13 protein-coding genes are annotated in these 16,380 nt (G+C 39.7%); 5 read left to right on the top strand and 8 right to left on the bottom strand.

The genetic code is table 11. The annotated features are described in order from the left end of the window. Positions 1-19: 19 nt before the first annotated feature. Genes ileS through F938_RS20945 form a run of 3 tightly spaced genes read left to right on the top strand, consistent with a single transcriptional unit; the run spans position 20 to position 3,870 of the window. Entirely contained in the window at positions 20-2,860 is a 2,841-nt protein-coding gene (gene ileS / locus F938_RS20955; RefSeq protein WP_005034952.1) for an isoleucine--tRNA ligase, read from the top strand. Continuing rightward, positions 2,853-3,392 (top strand): signal peptidase II, encoded by a 540-nt coding sequence (lspA, locus tag F938_RS20950; RefSeq protein ID WP_004825774.1) that lies wholly within the window; start codon positions 2,853-2,855, stop codon positions 3,390-3,392. The genes ileS and lspA overlap by 8 nt, the downstream gene beginning before the upstream one ends. Then, entirely contained in the window at positions 3,385-3,870 is a 486-nt protein-coding gene (locus F938_RS20945; protein ID WP_005034950.1) for an FKBP-type peptidyl-prolyl cis-trans isomerase, read from the top strand. The genes lspA and F938_RS20945 overlap by 8 nt, the downstream gene beginning before the upstream one ends. A 72-nt stretch (positions 3,871-3,942) precedes the next feature. Here the strand turns inward: F938_RS20945 and F938_RS20940 are convergent, their stop codons facing one another. Then, positions 3,943-4,632 carry an aspartate/glutamate racemase family protein gene (locus F938_RS20940; RefSeq protein ID WP_005034947.1) on the bottom strand — a complete coding sequence of 230 codons (690 nt, stop codon included), beginning with the start codon at positions 4,630-4,632 and terminating at the stop codon, positions 3,943-3,945. 313 nt (positions 4,633-4,945) lie between these two features. Between F938_RS20940 and F938_RS20935 the strand changes: the two genes are divergently transcribed. After that, complete coding sequence (locus F938_RS20935) at positions 4,946-5,866, top strand: LysR family transcriptional regulator (protein WP_009585431.1); 921 nt, start codon at positions 4,946-4,948, stop codon at positions 5,864-5,866. Positions 5,867-5,920: 54 nt separating this feature from the next. On the opposite strand, the gene F938_RS20930 is transcribed toward F938_RS20935, so the two are convergent. Further along, positions 5,921-6,664, bottom strand: coding sequence for a sulfite exporter TauE/SafE family protein (locus F938_RS20930; protein ID WP_004825767.1), 744 nt, complete (start codon positions 6,662-6,664; stop codon positions 5,921-5,923). 207 nt (positions 6,665-6,871) lie between these two features. Here F938_RS20930 and F938_RS20925 point away from each other — a divergent pair, with 207 nt between their 5' ends. After that, positions 6,872-8,251, top strand: a complete 1,380-nt coding sequence (locus F938_RS20925; RefSeq protein ID WP_010590824.1) for a glutamine synthetase family protein — start codon at positions 6,872-6,874, stop codon at positions 8,249-8,251. A gap of 136 nt (positions 8,252-8,387) precedes the next feature. Here F938_RS20925 and F938_RS20920 read toward each other — a convergent pair whose 3' ends face one another. From F938_RS20920 to F938_RS20895, 6 genes are all read right to left on the bottom strand, one after another. Next, positions 8,388-8,765: a surface-adhesin E family protein gene (locus F938_RS20920; RefSeq protein WP_005034942.1), complete on the bottom strand. Its 378-nt coding sequence runs from the start codon at positions 8,763-8,765 to the stop codon at positions 8,388-8,390. Positions 8,766-8,821: 56 nt separating this feature from the next. Then, the gene (locus F938_RS20915; protein ID WP_004825764.1) at positions 8,822-9,112 is read right to left on the bottom strand and encodes a chorismate mutase; all 291 of its coding nucleotides are present in this window, start codon (positions 9,110-9,112) and stop codon (positions 8,822-8,824) included. After that, positions 9,090-10,445, bottom strand: coding sequence for a hypothetical protein (locus F938_RS20910; RefSeq protein ID WP_005034940.1), 1,356 nt, complete (start codon positions 10,443-10,445; stop codon positions 9,090-9,092). Before F938_RS20910 ends, F938_RS20915 begins: the two co-directional genes overlap by 23 nt. Before the next feature lie 254 nt (positions 10,446-10,699). Further along, positions 10,700-12,529, bottom strand: a complete 1,830-nt coding sequence (gene ilvD / locus F938_RS20905) for a dihydroxy-acid dehydratase (RefSeq protein ID WP_005034938.1) — start codon at positions 12,527-12,529, stop codon at positions 10,700-10,702. A 595-nt stretch (positions 12,530-13,124) separates the two neighbouring features. Further along, positions 13,125-13,919: a trimeric autotransporter adhesin/peptidogylcan-associated protein TpgA gene (gene tpgA / locus F938_RS20900; protein WP_005034935.1), complete on the bottom strand. Its 795-nt coding sequence runs from the start codon at positions 13,917-13,919 to the stop codon at positions 13,125-13,127. 64 nt (positions 13,920-13,983) lie between these two features. Then, the coding region (locus F938_RS20895; RefSeq protein ID WP_005034932.1) for a YadA-like family protein at positions 13,984-16,380 on the bottom strand (2,397 nt) is incomplete at its 5' end.

The raw sequence follows: 16,380 nt of genomic DNA, 5'->3' as shown, positions 1-16,380 counted from the left end.
ATATTGGATGACAACTTGCATGAGCGATAAGCAAACTTCTGAAAATGCAGTGGATTATAAAGCCACGCTAAACCTACCAGGTACTGAATTTGCAATGAAAGCAAATCTCGCAGTACGTGAAGCAAAATGGTTAGAAGAGTGGTATGCCGACAACATTTATCAGCAGATTCGTGCTTCGCGTATTGGTAAGAAAAAATATATTTTGCATGATGGTCCTCCGTATGCAAATGGTTCATTGCATTTAGGTCATGTGGTCAATAAAGTCTTAAAAGATATTATTGTAAAAAGCCGTACTTTAGATGGTATGGATGCACCCTATGTTCCGGGCTGGGACTGTCATGGTTTGCCGATCGAATTAAAAGTTGAAGAAAAAGTCGGCAAAGTGGGCGTAAAAGTTGATGCTTCAACCTTCCGTAAAGCTTGTCGTGAATACGCTTATACCCAAGTCGAATTACAGAAAAAAGACTTCATCCGTATGGGTGTGTTTGGTGACTGGGATAACCCATACCTCACCATGAATTTTAAGCAAGAAGCCGACATTGTCCGTGCCTTGGGTGAAATCGCCAAAGCAGGTCATATTGAACCGGGTTTAAAACCAGTGAACTGGTGTATGGACTGTGGTTCTTCACTGGCTGAAGCAGAAGTTGAATACGAAGATAAAAAATCGGATGCAATTGATGTCGGCTTTGGTGTGGTCAGCCTGACTGACTTATCTGAAAAAATTGGACTGACTGTTACTCATCCAACCGATATCGTGATCTGGACCACAACACCTTGGACATTGCCTGCCAACCAGGCGGTGGCACTGCATGCTGAAATAGACTATCAATTGGTTGAAGTACAATCTGAACGTGGTACTCAAAACCTCATCTTAGCCAAAGATTTGGTTGAGTCTGCATGTGAACGTTACAAGCTTGAAAATCCAAAAGTATTGGCTGATTTTGTTGGTGCAAAACTTGAGAATTTACAACTACAACATCCATTGATTACTGATCGCCAAGTGCCTGTCATCTTAGGCGAGCATGTTATTGCGACCAGTGGTACTGGTGCTGTACATACAGCGCCTGGACATGGTGTAGACGACTATAAAGTAGGTCTAAGCTATAACTTAAAAGTAGAAAACCCTGTAGGTGGAAATGGTGTCTACTTACCAACTTCACCGCTTTTTGCTGGTGAACACATCTATAAGGCAAATCCAAAAATCATCGAGACTTTATCAAGTATCGGTAAATTATGGGCGCATCTGCCAATTAAGCACAGCTACCCACATTGCTGGCGTCATAAAACACCGATTATCTTCCGTGCAACGCCACAATGGTTTATCAGCATGGATGCAAATGGTCTACGTCAAGATGCTTTAAATGCCATCGAAAATGACATCGGTTTTGTCCCTGATTGGGGTAAAAACCGGATCAAATCTATGATCGAAGGTCGCCCAGACTGGTGTATCTCTCGTCAGCGTACTTGGGGTGTGCCAATCCCATTCTTTGTACACAAAGATACCAATGAATTACACCCTCGTACTCCTGAATTAATTGAAGAAGTTGCAAAACTGATTGAAAAAGAAGGGATTGATGGTTGGTATAACCGTGAAGCCAAAGAATTTATCGGTGATGATGCTGAACAGTACAATGCAGTCCGTGATACTTTGGATGTCTGGTTCGACTCAGGCACAACCCATTATGCTGTGTTACGTGAACGTGCAGAACTTGAAGACCCAGCAGATCTATATCTTGAAGGCTCAGATCAACATCGTGGTTGGTTCCAGTCTTCATTGTTAACGTCGATTGCGATTCATAAACGTGCGCCATATAAAGCGTTGTTGACCCATGGTTTCACAGTAGATGAAAAAGGTCGTAAATTATCAAAATCATTGGGTAACTTTATCCCGCTTGAAGACATCATCAAACAGTTAGGTGCAGATGGCTTACGTCTATATGTTGCTTCAAGTGACTATCGTTATGAAATTGCGGCAAGTAATGAAATCTTTAGCCGTGTAAGTGATAGCTATCGTCGTATTCGTAATACTTTGCGTTTCTTGTTGGCAAACTTAAATGGGTTTAAACCATCAACAGATGCCTTGCCAGTTGATCAATTGATTGCCCTTGATCAATACATCTTACAACGTGCAGCTGATGTACAGAAAACCATTCAACAAGCTTATGAAGATATGAATTTCCATGTCGTGACCAATGCTTTGACGAATTTCTGTATCAATGACTTAGGTGGATTCTATTTAGACATCATCAAAGACCGTCAATACACCACCAAGGCTGATTCAGCAGCTCGCCATTCAGCACAAACTGCGTTGTATCATTTGGTTCAAGCCTTTGTTCGTTGGATGAGCCCTATCTTGAGCTTTACTGCACAAGAAGCTTGGCCGTTGATTCCAGAACAAACTGAAAAATATGTATTTACTGCAAATTGGTATGATATTCCAGTTGCATCCAATAGCAACTTGATCTCTGAAGCGGATTGGCAGACTTTGATTGAAGTTAAATCTGCGGTCAATAAACAGATTGAAGTTGCGCGTAATGTGAAACTGATTGGTAGTAACCTGTCAGCTAAGGTTGAACTTTGGGCAAATGCGGATCTACAAAAAGTATTGAACCAATTGGGTGATGAACTTCGTTTTGTCTTAATTACCTCACAAGCCATTGTTTATGACTATGCTGAACAAGGTGAAGTAACGGATATTGAAGGCTTACGAGTTAAGGTTTCGGTGGCTGAAGGTGAGAAATGTGCACGTTGCTGGCATGTACTTCCAGATGTAAATACACATCTTGAACATCCAGGTCTATGTTCTCGTTGTATTATCAACCTTCCTACAGGTCAAGGCGAAGAGAGAAAATATGCCTAATCCGCAAAATAAAAAGGGCTTATTCCAGTTTTATCCTCATAATTTGATGTGGCTTGGACTGTCTGTCCTTGCCATTATCATTGACCAATGGACAAAAAACATTGCAAGTACACATCTGACTTATGCTCAGCCTGTACCTGTACTGCCTTTTTTGAACTGGACATTACTGCATAATTACGGCGCAGCATTTAGCTTCTTGTCCGATGCAGGTGGATGGCAACATTATTTATTTACGGGACTGGCGGGTATCGTCTCTATCGTCTTTATTTTTTGGCTGATGCGTATGCCAAAAACAACACTGATTTTACCTGCTGCAATCGCATTGATTCTTGGTGGTGCATTAGGCAATTTGATTGATCGTATGACACTGGGTTATGTGGTTGATTTTATTCATTTGCATTATCAAGGAAGTAGTTTTCCTGCATTCAATATTGCAGACAGTGCGATTACCCTCGGTACCATTTTATTGTTAATTGATACCTTCTTTTTAGAAAAGCATCGTATTCAACGTGCGGAAGCGCAAAATGACTGAACAAATTATTAATCCCAATGACGAAACACGCATTGCGGATGGATCAAAAGTAGAACTGCACTTTTCTGTTGCGATTGAAAGTGGTGTTGAAATTGATAATACCCGTAGCCGTGAAGAACCTGTCAGTTTAGTTATGGGTGATGGCAGCTTATTACCGGGGTTTGAAAAAGCCTTATTTGGTCTGCGTGCTGGTGACCGTCGTACTGTCAGCTTACCTCCTGAAGATGCTTTCGGTCCGTGGAATCCTGAAAACGTACAAAAGTTTGATACGGTAAAATTCGAACAGCGTCCTGTAGAAGGGCATATGATTGAGTTTGAAGATAAAGCCAAACAAAGCCTATTTGGTGTGGTTAAAACTGTAGGTGAAGACATCACCGAAGTCGATTTTAACCATCCACTTGCAGGTAAAAACATTACCTTTGAAGTTGAAATCTTCAAAGTTACCCCTGCAGGTCAGCAAGGTGTGAAAATCATGTAAGCCTTTGCTAATAGCAATATTAAAGCTCCATCTGGAGCTTTTTTATTGATACCCATACTGCGTTTTAAAAGCTCACGACAAAGCAAAATCCACAGCAGCTTGTGTATGGATCGATGTTGTATCAAATAGTGGAACAGAAAACGGAGTGTCTCCAATTAGCATACAAATTTCTGTACACCCCAAAATAATTCCTTCTGCACCCTCTAATATGAGTTGCTCAACAATTTGGATATATTTCTGACGAGATAGTTCATTAATCACGCCTAAACACAATTCATCATAAATAATATCGTGAACAATCTTTCGATGCGCTTGGTGAGGTATGAGTACATTGATGCCTTGCTGTTCCAACCGCTGCTTATAGAAATCTTGTTCCATGGTAAATCGAGTACCTAACAAACCGACTTTGCGAATGTTCTGATTTAAAATTTCTTTCGCTGTCGCATCCGCAATGTGAATGAAAGGAATAGAAATCGAGTGCTCAATATAGGACGCAACTTTATGCATGGTATTGGTACACAGTAAAATGCCCTCTGCCCCTGCTTGCTCCAACTGAACGGCCTTCTCTTTTAAATATATTCCTGCATCCTCCCATAAGCCTTGACGCTGTAATATTTCGATTTCAGCAAAATCAACACTGATTAAAACGACTTTCGCAGAGTGTAATTTTCCTAATTTTTGTTGCACGCTTTTATTCAACTGTTGGTAGTATAAATCTGTAGACTCCCAACTCATTCCACCCAATAAACCAATCGTTTTCACTGTTTTTGCTCTCAAAGATTTTTTATCTATTCTAAGATCTGTTGATATTTCATCAATGGATTGCGTTTTGGGCGAGGACAGAGCAAATAAAATAATGATCAATATGATTCATTGGAAGTCTTAAAGCACCTGTATTCACCATGACAATCATTTAAAATATCTCGTCACTCTCATCCAATACGATCGTGATCACGCTATCATTGTTTCAATTGAAATCTCGCCTGATTGATTCCAGAAACAATCGCTACGATAGCGTATATTTGTATGATGATTCAGCTATACTTTCATCTTATTTCAGCCTTTCATGATTCGCATGCGCCTAGACTTCTTCGATTTGCAACTTTTTATCAATATCGTGGACACAGGAAGCCTAACCAAAGGTGCTGAACGCTCGTCTATTTCATTGCAAGCAGCAAGTGAACGCATTAAAAAACTTGAACAACACTATACAACTCGCCTTTTTACTCGCCATGCCTCAGGTGTCAAACTGACTATTGCAGGACAAACTTTTGCAGAGCAAGCTTTAAGGTTGATCCAACAAGCTAAACAGCTTGAACAAGCCATGTCACCCTATACACAGGGGCTCAGTAACCATATGACCTTATGGTGTAATTCGTCTGCGCAAAGTGAATATTTACCGCTACTGTTACCTCAATATTTAGTTGAAAATCCACAGATCCAGATTGATCTAAGAGAAGCAGAAAGCAATGAAATTATCCAGACGATTGAAAAAGGTAATGCGAAATTGGGCTTAATTTCCAGCTTTTTTAATCACCATCAGTTGCAAACACTTGAATTTTCAGATGATCCATTGGTGCTGATTTGTCCAGCCAATCATGAGCTTGGGCAACAGCAGCAATTAAAATTAATCGATGCGATGCATTATCCATTCGTAGGTCTAATGCAATATCATTCACTACAACAATCTATTGAAAATCAAGCAAAATTACTCAATTGTGCCATTCAGTATCGATTAAGATTACCAAATTTTGCCGCAATTGCTCAGGTAGTTGCCAACGGCGTTGGAATTGCAATTATGCCAAAGCGTGCTGCAATCCGGTTAAACCAGCATTATCCATTTCATCAAATCGAATTGGTGGGCGAATGGGCAAAGCGCCAATTGCAATTGGCTGCACAAAATTTTGATGAGCTTCCTACAGCTTACCAACATTTTGTGCAATTTTTAATTTCACAAAAAACTAAACTGATTTTGGATGAGATGCCTCAGCCTTAAATTGAACGAGTGCATGTTGAGCTCGGCAGCTCAAAAAGTCATTGGAAAAGACACTTACAGCACGCCAAATTGATGTAATACAGAATACAACCCAAAAATCACCAAACCACAAAAGAAAACTTTACGGAATTTTTGCTCTGGAATTCGATGACGAATTTTTGTCCCCACCCACATGCCAAGCAATGATGGAATCAACGCAATCAGTGATAATTTATAGTCAATCGGGGTATCTTCAACAGGATTCTGATGTAAAAAAACGGCAAGGCATATTGTTGAAACAGTAAAAGCTAAACCTAAAGACTGTACCAAATCATCACGCTTTAAATGCAAAGATTGCAAATAAGGTACAACTGGAATCACTACAACACCTGTTGCAACAGTCAAAGCACCGCCTAAATATCCAATGATTGGAGAAAGCCATTTTTCATGTGGAGCAAGATTTGGCATTCGCTTGGCAAATAAGCCGTAAAGCCCATACAAAGCCAACATTGCGCCTAACAGTGCCTCACTATGAAAGCTGCCATGAGAATGCCCTAAGGTCGGGAAAATGCTCCAGATTGAACCAACAATGATTCCCAATAGCAATGGATAAAAACGACACACCAACCGCCACACATTGCCCTCAGCAAATAATTGCCAAAAATTGGTGACCATTGAAGGAATAATCAGCAGTGTCGCAGCTTGGAATGGGCTGATGACTAAACTCAATAAACCCATCGATACCGCAGGTAAACCTAGCCCAATCGTTCCCTTAATCATCCCTGCAATTGCAAACACACCTATGACAAATCCCATCATGTCGCTTTACCTCTCTATGCTGAGGTCATGCTACGCCAATCTGTGGATTTGAAATATCACTGTTTTTAGGATAGAGCCTCAATTAAATATTGAGGCTCTATCCTCATGGACAGACTTTTTCTCAGACAAAGAATTTACGATCATTTTACGTTACTGCTCAACCCAAGCTTTCTATACTTTTTCCATCCCATTTTGGATGTATTGACCATGAATATGCCGATTGCCAGTTCTACAAAAATTTTCCCCACAGCATTATTATGTGAGCATCAGGACAACAATGATTTTTATCTCGAAACGCAACGATACTTAGAAAATTATCCAGAAACACGTTTTATTGATATTTGCTTACATGACTTGAATGGGCATATTCGTGGGAAACGTATTGAGGTGAATGCACTTCACTCACTGTACAAAGGTTGTTATTTCCCATTGTCGATTTATGCAATGAATTTAAATGGTCAGGTGGTGGAAGAAAGCGGTTTAGGCAAATATATCGGAGAGCCTGACCGCTTATGTATGCCCGTTTTAGGCAGTTTAAAACCTTGTGCAGATCAGCCCACCCAACATGCTCAACTGTTATTAAGTATGCAGTCGGATGATGGCTCAGACTGTATGTTAGAACCGCGTAATCTACTCAAAAAAATCTTAACTACACTGCACCAAATGCATTACTTTCCTGTCATGGCAGGTGAAATCGAGTTTTATTTATCAAATCAACAACAAGATAATCAAGCCCATCAGACCCAATGTTTCGATGTAGATACACCACATGATTTTCATCGTATTCTTCAACACATTGAGCTTGAAGCAAAGCGCCAAAATATCGAGCTCACTGCAATTGTGGCTGAAAGTGCTTCTGGACAATTTGAACTGAATATTCAGCATAGCCACAATATTTTAAAACTCTGTGATGACATCATGGCAATTAAACGCATGATTCGACAAATTGCTGTAGAGCACCATTTGCAAGCCAGTTTTATGGCAAAACCGAATATGTCCAAAGCAGGCAGTGGTATGCACTTTCATATGAGTCTACTCAACCAATGGCAAGAAAATATTTTTCAATTAGATGCAGCTAAAAAACCGAACCTGATCATGCAAAAAGTCATTGCAGGTTTAATTGGTTTGATGCCTGCATCCATGGCGATTTTGGCACCCAATGTCAATTCCTTTCGAAGATTCCAATTTGGGCATCATGTACCGCTACAAGCCAATTGGGGATTGAATAATCGTAATGTTGCCATTCGCATCCCCTGTGCAGATCAAGACAATCAACGGCTTGAATATCGTGTTGCAGGGGCAGATGTCAATCCATATCTTTGTGTCGCAACCCTATTGGTCGGTATACTCCATGGGCTACATACCCCACTCGACTTACCCAAACCTAGCCCACAATTGCAGGGCATCGATACACCACATTTCTTACCAACCCATCAGCTTGAAGCATTGCAGTTGTTCGAAAAAAATGCTGTTTTTAAACAATATTTTGGTACAGAGTTCATGCAGTTGTGGTGTGCATGTAAAAGATTTGAATATCAAACCGTGATCAATAAAATTACCCAAACAGAGCTAGATTGGGGAATTTAATTACACACTCTAAAGAATATTGCCTTGCTTAGATCCATTAATTTTTTGGATATTGATTCATAAAAAAATCCCTTTTTAAAAAAGGGATTTTTTTCAAATATACTGAAAAGTTAAAATGAATCTAGATTTTCTATGATTATTTACAGACTGATTGAAAGAAAGCCAAATTGATTTCATCATCATCCACCGTGCTAGGATCAGAAGCTTGATCATCTCGGTTAATCAATTCACCATTTTTTAAGTAATCTTCGACTAAACTAATGCTGGTCGTGCGCTCTACACAATGGTCTAAATTATGCGATAAAGTATAGTCACCTTTTTTCATTTCGAGTTCTTCATTATCGGCATCAGCAACAAACTTTGCCCAATAATCGACTGTTTTGCCTTTTTTCACCAGGCGATCCGTATCTAAATAAAAGCTTCCATCTGGATCTTTAATAATTAATTTCCAATTTTCCGCAAGTGCATACTGACTCAACATTGTTGTTATGCAGATTAAAATAATTTTTTTCATACCGTTCTCTAAAGTAAAATAAATGATGAAATATAAAACTTAAAATTCTTGCACAATTATGGGCGAATTTCTTTTAATTCTCGCTGAATAAAATGCTGAATCATTTCCCGATAAAGCATTTCGATCAAATCAGGATTCGTTCCAACATCAATGGCTTTTTGACGTACTTTATTAATCACCTGCTGTACACGTTCTGGTGACTGTACATCTTCCGCTGTACGTTTAAATCGAACCGCTTGATCCACATAATATTGGCGTGCTGCAATTAATTCAATCAATTCTTGATCCAAGTGATCAATTCGATCACGGACTTGTTCTAAAGATTCACACTTCTCTTTTTTGATCATTGGTTTTTTCTACATCCTGTGCTTCGCTCATGTGTTGAGCTCGTTCTAACGCATTTTCAGTTTTATATTTATGTTCTAACACATTACTAAAAATACTTTCAATCATCCAAACGCGATATAGACTATTAAATACGTAACGCTTTCCTTCAATACGCAATTCTAAAACTGGAAAATCGGGCTGATGCTTTTCAGCGCATTGCTGATCATTCACTTTTAATAAAGCTTCAACGTCAATCTCTGTTAAGTTTTCGATTGCTAAGTCTTGCTGGATTTGCTGCAAGTGAGGTTTAAAGGACAAATCACGCCCTTTGGTCCACACAGCTTGCAATATGTCATACATGACATCTATGCGCTGTTCTTCGGGCACACTGTAATATAGCCGTGCCATATTTAAAGTGCTTTCAGCCGTTGGACGACAAAATGGTGTAAATTTCACTTCAGAACGCTTGGAAAGACGTGTTGCCAAACTCCAGTCAAAAGCATCTCGACCGTGATAGCTCAACGGATACAAATTCAATTGAATATTATAATAATTAGCAAGTTCTTCTTTAATATAAGCCAGCAATAACCAGCTGATTGGGTCTTCTAAAGCAATATATAAATCGAGTTCTGGATGCATGGACTGGATTTCAGCAAGCTCTTCTGCATCACTCATCAAATGCTCACGCCATTCGATGTGATTGATTAAGAAAATCGGATTACCCGTCAATAATTTTTGTTGTTTTAGACGGCGAGTCAAACGCAATAAATCATCCACCGCATGATACTTTCGCCCACCAAATTCAAAATAGCTTTCTAAAATAGGAGTATGACTAAAAATGCGTTCAGGAAAATTTTGTGGTTTTTGGTGCTGACTCGCCATAACAAACAACGTTCGTAATTTTCCATACTGTTGTTGCCACAGCATATGAAAGACGTCTTCGAGTAAATAAAGAAAGTTCTGACCTGTAAGCGGTGTATTTCTCAGAATGATTTCTGCTTGTTTTAATGCTTCTGGAGAGGGTTGTTCTGGTTTTTCATCATCATAACTAAAACGGTGTTGGTTGGCTAAGATTTTGGCATCTTCTAAACAATAATTGCGCCATTCTTCTACCGTCATCCCATTGGGGGGTTCTGCCGATGTATTGGAAATAATCACCTTCAAGGGTTTTAAATCATCAGCTAAAATATCATCCAATTGCGTTAATTGTTGTACCGCAAGATAACTATACACATCATCTAAACGCAGATAGATACTCAGCCCTTGTTCCGTAGATAACACCTCTTGGCGAACCGGTTTTTGGTAAAACCAACTCGATCGGATTGGATCAAACCAACGGCGTAGCAGTGACATGGGAAGGGCCTCAAAATAAGCACTAAATAAATGAGAGAAAACTGACTGAAACTCGCTCAAGCATACCATTCATTCAATGAAGATGCTGAAAAAATTGATGCTGATCAGTCATAAGCAAATTTATAACAATTCGGTTCTGAATGATCAATATCCCAAAACCTGATAAAATTTAAACCATTAAGTCAATTCAATAAAAAAGCACCCATTTATGGATGCTTCTTACCTTAAACTAATGATCTATTTTATTTTAGCGCCTAGATTTCACGTACTGCGCCTTTTGAAGCGCTGGTGGTATGCATAGCATAAGCTTTCAAGGCTTTTGAAATCTTGCGTGGACGTTGTTCAGCAGGCTGCCAACCTTTCTCGTCCTGAACCTTACGTCTTGCAGCTAAGGTCGCCTCATCAACAGCAAGATTGATGGTACGATTTGGAATATCAATTTCAATCAAATCACCATCTTCAACCAATCCAATCACACCACCTTCAGCAGCTTCAGGTGATACATGACCAATTGAAAGGCCAGAAGAACCTCCAGAGAAGCGTCCATCTGTCAGTAAAGCACATTCTTTACCTAAGCCTTTTGATTTTAAATAACTAGTCGGATAAAGCATTTCCTGCATACCCGGTCCACCACGTGGTCCTTCATAACGGATCACAACCACATCACCAGCTTTAATTTCATGTCCTAAAATTGAATCTACTGCAGCATCTTGGCTTTCAAATACTCGTGCAGTTCCATTAAATTTTAAAATTGAATCATCAACACCTGCTGTTTTAACAATACAGCCATCTACAGCAATGTTGCCATACAATACTGCCAAGCCACCATCTTTAGAGAAAGCATGTTCAGCATTACGAATCACACCTGTTTCACGATTGCCATCCAAAGTCTGGTAATAACGATTTTGTGAGAATGCAGTTTGAGTTGGAACACCACCTGGCGCTGAGCGGAAGAACTCATATACCACTGGGTCTTCTGTACGAATAATATCCCATTTATCCAATGCATCTTTTAAGGTGTGCTCATGCACAGTGTGTACCGATGTATCTAATAAACCTGCACGATCCAATTCACCGAGAATGGACATGATGCCACCGGCACGATGCACATCTTCCATATGCACATCCTGCTTTGCAGGAGCAACTTTACATAAAACAGGCACTTTACGCGATAAACGATCAATGTCATCCATGGTAAAGTCAACACCTGCTTCACTGGCAGCAGCCAATAAATGCAATACGGTATTGGTTGAACCACCCATCGCAATATCGAGCGTCATGGCATTTTCATAAGATGCTTTGGTTGCGATCGAACGTGGTAATACCGTGTAATCATCTTGTTCATAATGGCGTTTTGCCAATTCAACAACCAATTGACCTGCTTTTTCGAATAGTTTCTTACGGTTAGCATGCGTTGCTAATGTTGAACCATTTCCTGGTAACGACAACCCCAATGCTTCTGTCAAACAGTTCATCGAATTTGCTGTGAACATCCCAGAACATGAACCACATGTTGGACATGCTGAACGCTCGTATTCTTTTACTTCTTCATCTGTAAAATTATCATCGGCTGCAACCACCATCGCATCAACTAAGTCAATTGCACGTTCTGTACCACGGATTTTAACTTTACCCGCTTCCATTGGCCCACCCGACACAAACACCACTGGAATGTTTAAGCGCATCGCTGCCATTAACATTCCTGGGGTAATTTTGTCACAGTTTGAAATACACACCATGGCATCTGCGCAGTGTGCATTGACCATATATTCGACAGAGTCTGCAATCAAATCACGTGAAGGCAATGAATACAGCATGCCATCATGCCCCATTGCAATACCATCATCCACGGCAATGGTATTAAATTCTTTTGCCACACCACCAGCTGCTTGGATTTGTTCCGCAACCAGTTGACCTAAATCTTTAAGGTGGACATGACCAGGCACAAACTGGGTAAATGAGTTGACTACCGCAATAATCGGCTTACCGAAATCTTCATCTTTCATTCCTGTTGCACGCCATAAGCCACGTGCACCAGCCATATTTCTTCCATGTGTCGATGTTTTTGAACGATAGTCAGGCATTTGTATTTCCAACATTGTTTGAGCTTGAAATGAATCAGATTCACTCTGGCTAAATAAAACTGATATAGCAATAAATCAGTCGAAATATGTACACATCATACTATAAGTTAACGTAGAACCAATGACCTTGAGTATGATCTTTTTTTAAACAAGACATGTTTACTTATATTTCAACAGGGTTTAGAGATAAATGAATATTGATATTTAATATAACGCTAACACGCCAGATTAGACACAAAACTTCTATGAATAATTTTTTATTTTTTAATAAATAATATTTATCATTTAACAATAATCACTAAATTTAATTTTATAAAAGGTCTCTATTCATAGAAGCTCAAATATTGATAATCGAAATATCATTACTTTTTTATCAAATGCTTGTGCCAGAAAGGTAAACCCCAAGCCAATCATTAACACAACTGTTTTTTCATCATTTGCGTACTTTATTGTTTTAAATCAATTGGAAATTTTTGCAATCTCATCAGCTTCTTGATTTTTTAATCAACACCTGCTCAAAAAACAAAAAACGATAATGTGGAACACATATCGTTTCTTGCTTTCGTTACCGAAATTTATAGTGGAGCAGTACGACTTACCAAGTGATATTCACACGACGGTTAGGTGCTAGACATTCAACCAGCTGGATCTTTTTATTAATCCCTGTGCACTTTTGGTACACATCTGTTTTATTTTCTGCACTGTACTGAATTTGCTCGCCACGAATGCCTTGTTGTTTCAAGAGTTCAACGACTGTATTCGCTCTTTGGGCAGATAAACGTTGGTTATACTGAAATGATCCTAAACGATCAGTATATCCAGCCACAAAAACAGGGCTATTCGCACCAGATTGTTTAATCTGATCTGCGATTTTACGAATCACTTCAGCGTTCTTTACACCATTTTTATCCGCATGATCAAAATAAAACAAAACACTTGCAGACTGCCCACCAGGGGCTAGAGTCGTTTGCTCCGTCTCAGACTGATTGTTAATCCCCCAAGCCATTAAGCCTTGGCATTGTTCACCTTTCCAATATAGATTGTCTGAACGGTATTGCTTATCAAAATCTATGCGTAATTGGCAACGCTTATATTGGTTTGAGTTAGGCTCACGAATATCCAATACATAATTCCATGTCTTAACCGCAAAAAGACCTTCAGAGAATTGAGGATTTCCCAAAATATGGCGAATCTGATCTTTGGTTAATCCCTTGTCTAAACGTGCGACATCGTCATATTCATAACGGTTCACTTGTTTTAAATAGCTGTCTTTGATTTCAGGAAAATGGATTTCTTGCGTATTTGCACTTTCGACTTCAGCAGCATGGCTCAATGACATCACAAGACCGCTGAATACACCAAACATAATTTTTTTGTTAAATGCTTTCATTTTTTCTCTCTTAAAAAATTTTCGAAGAAAAAGGAAGACCCGAAGATCTTCCCTGTCGAGTGAATTAGTCAATCACACCACTGATACCGATACGCACACTTGCATCGCCTTGAGACGCTGCAGCTACACCGCCTGTAATCGACCAACGACCATTGTCTGCAGTTTTACGTAAAGTCACACCTACCGCATTTTCACCACCGTGGTAAGCTGCGCCTGCTGCATAGGTATATTTACCTGGTACATATGGTGCTGATTCCAGAGCCATCGCAGCGGCAATACCAGCATTGGCTTTTTTCTCTACATCATCAATACGGTTGTTGGTAATACGGAATGCGTTATCCAACTTGTTACTGACATTGTCAATTTTGCTATTCAATGCTTGATCTGCTTGGTTTAATGCATCAATTGCGCCACCAACATTGTTGTATTTCGAGTCACCTACCGTATAACTTGGAGCTGTGAAGCTACCTGTAATGTTGTCATAACCTGCCCCACCACCAAGATAATTGACTACCGCTTGGTTGGTTGTATTCAATTGACTACCATTGACAGCATCTTTAGATGTTGCATTCACTGCACCTTCTTTAACACCTGTTACTACTCGGTTGCCATCTGTGCCAGCGACGTTCACCGTTGTACCGCCAGTATCTTTTGCAACCGTCACTGGTGCATCTTTACCTGCTTGTTGAACCAAACCAACAGTACCGTTGTTAATATCATTTTTGATATTGCTAATATCAGTTGTGTTCTGATCTACTTGTTGTTGAACATTCCACAATTGACCGCCATTCACAGCATCTTTAGAACCTTGCGCAACCGTACCATCTTTCACATTGGTGATCGTTGTACCAGTTGTCCCACCACCAAGTGTGATTTTATCTTTTGATGCATCGTCATATTTAACAGCGTTGTTGGCAAGCTCATTAACATTGTTATTCACATTGTTAATTGCGCTGTCCAATTGTCCTTTGTTGACTGCATCTGTTGCATTTACTGCATTCGCAACATTTTGAATGGTTTTATTACCTGCATTGATGCCTGCCAAAGTAACACTTGGTCCACCACTAATGGTTAATCCAGTGTTGTTCAATACAACTGCGTTATTGCCAATTGTAATACCTGCATTATTCAGAACCGTATCACCCGCTTTGACAGAATCAACTGTCAAGTCTTTTGCTGTTGATACTTCATAGTTGTCTGAACCATCTGCATTTTTGCTCTTGCTGACAACAATATTCTGACCATTAGAAACAGTCGATTTAGATGTTGTTGCCGCAGTATTAATTGCGTTATCAAGCGCAGTTAATGCATCACCAACATTGGTCTGATTACCTTGAGCAACATTATAAGTTGGTCCTGTAATCGTACCGTCTGCATTTACTTTAGCGTTACCACCCAAACTGTTCACCAATGTAGTTTGAGTCGTTACAACTTGGTTACCCACCGCTTTTAACTGTGCAACGTTCACAGCATCTGAATCTACGCTACCCGCAGCAACACCGGTAATTTGACGATAAATACCGCTCGACGCATCACCAACTGCAACAGCACCAGTGCTTGACGTAGTTTTATTGATCGCGGCTTTATCTGCATTTGTTGCTACAGATAAGGCATAGCCTGCCTCACCAGCACCTGTCGTTGCAGCTGAACCGTTACCCAATACTACTGAACCAGCAACAGTTTTGGTGACATTGTTTCCAAGTACGAAAGTGTCATCTGTAAGTACTTGGTTGTTATTACCCACAGAGTAGCTGTTTGCACCATTTACAATAGTTGGATCACCAATCGCACCCGAATGATCACCAGTGACTTTGTTACCTGTACCAATACTGATCGATTGATTGCCTAAAGCTTCTGCACCAGAACCAATTGCAATTGATTGTTTACCATTGACTTTGGTGTTATGACCTAAAGCAACTGAACTATCTGCACCATTCGCAACAATCGCATTTACACCAATTGCTGTAGAGTTTAAACCACCTGCACTTGAGTCATTTGTTGTACCCAAATCACCTTTTGATGTATCGGCATTGGTATGGAAGAATTTAATACCATCAGTATTCATCTTCTGTACCGTTTGACCAATCGTTAGGCGATCTGTGGTTTCTTGACCTTGTTTGTCATACGTTAAGAACAATGAATCTTGGTTCTTATTGTCAGGTTTAGTATTTACAACTTGGTCAATAATATTCACCTTGTTGCCATTACCATCCACGACTTCCGTGATATTACTGGTAATCACTGCTTTCAACTGTTCTTCAGTCGCAGCTCTACCTTTGGTCGCAAAATCACTTGAATTTAGATCTTTATTGCTCAAACCTTGGATCGTGTCATTTGCCTTATCAACAACAACATTACCCACAGTTACTTTGTCAAAGTTAACGTCTTTCGCTGTCGCAACTTCATAGTTTGTTGAGCCATCTGCATTGGTACCCGATGTAACGACAACATTATCCCCAGC

This window comes from Acinetobacter bereziniae LMG 1003 = CIP 70.12, assembly GCF_000368925.1.
Lineage (GTDB): Bacteria > Pseudomonadota > Gammaproteobacteria > Pseudomonadales > Moraxellaceae > Acinetobacter > Acinetobacter bereziniae.
The sequence above is the reverse complement of the archived record's forward strand: the minus strand, read 5'-3'. Positions and strand labels throughout refer to the sequence as shown.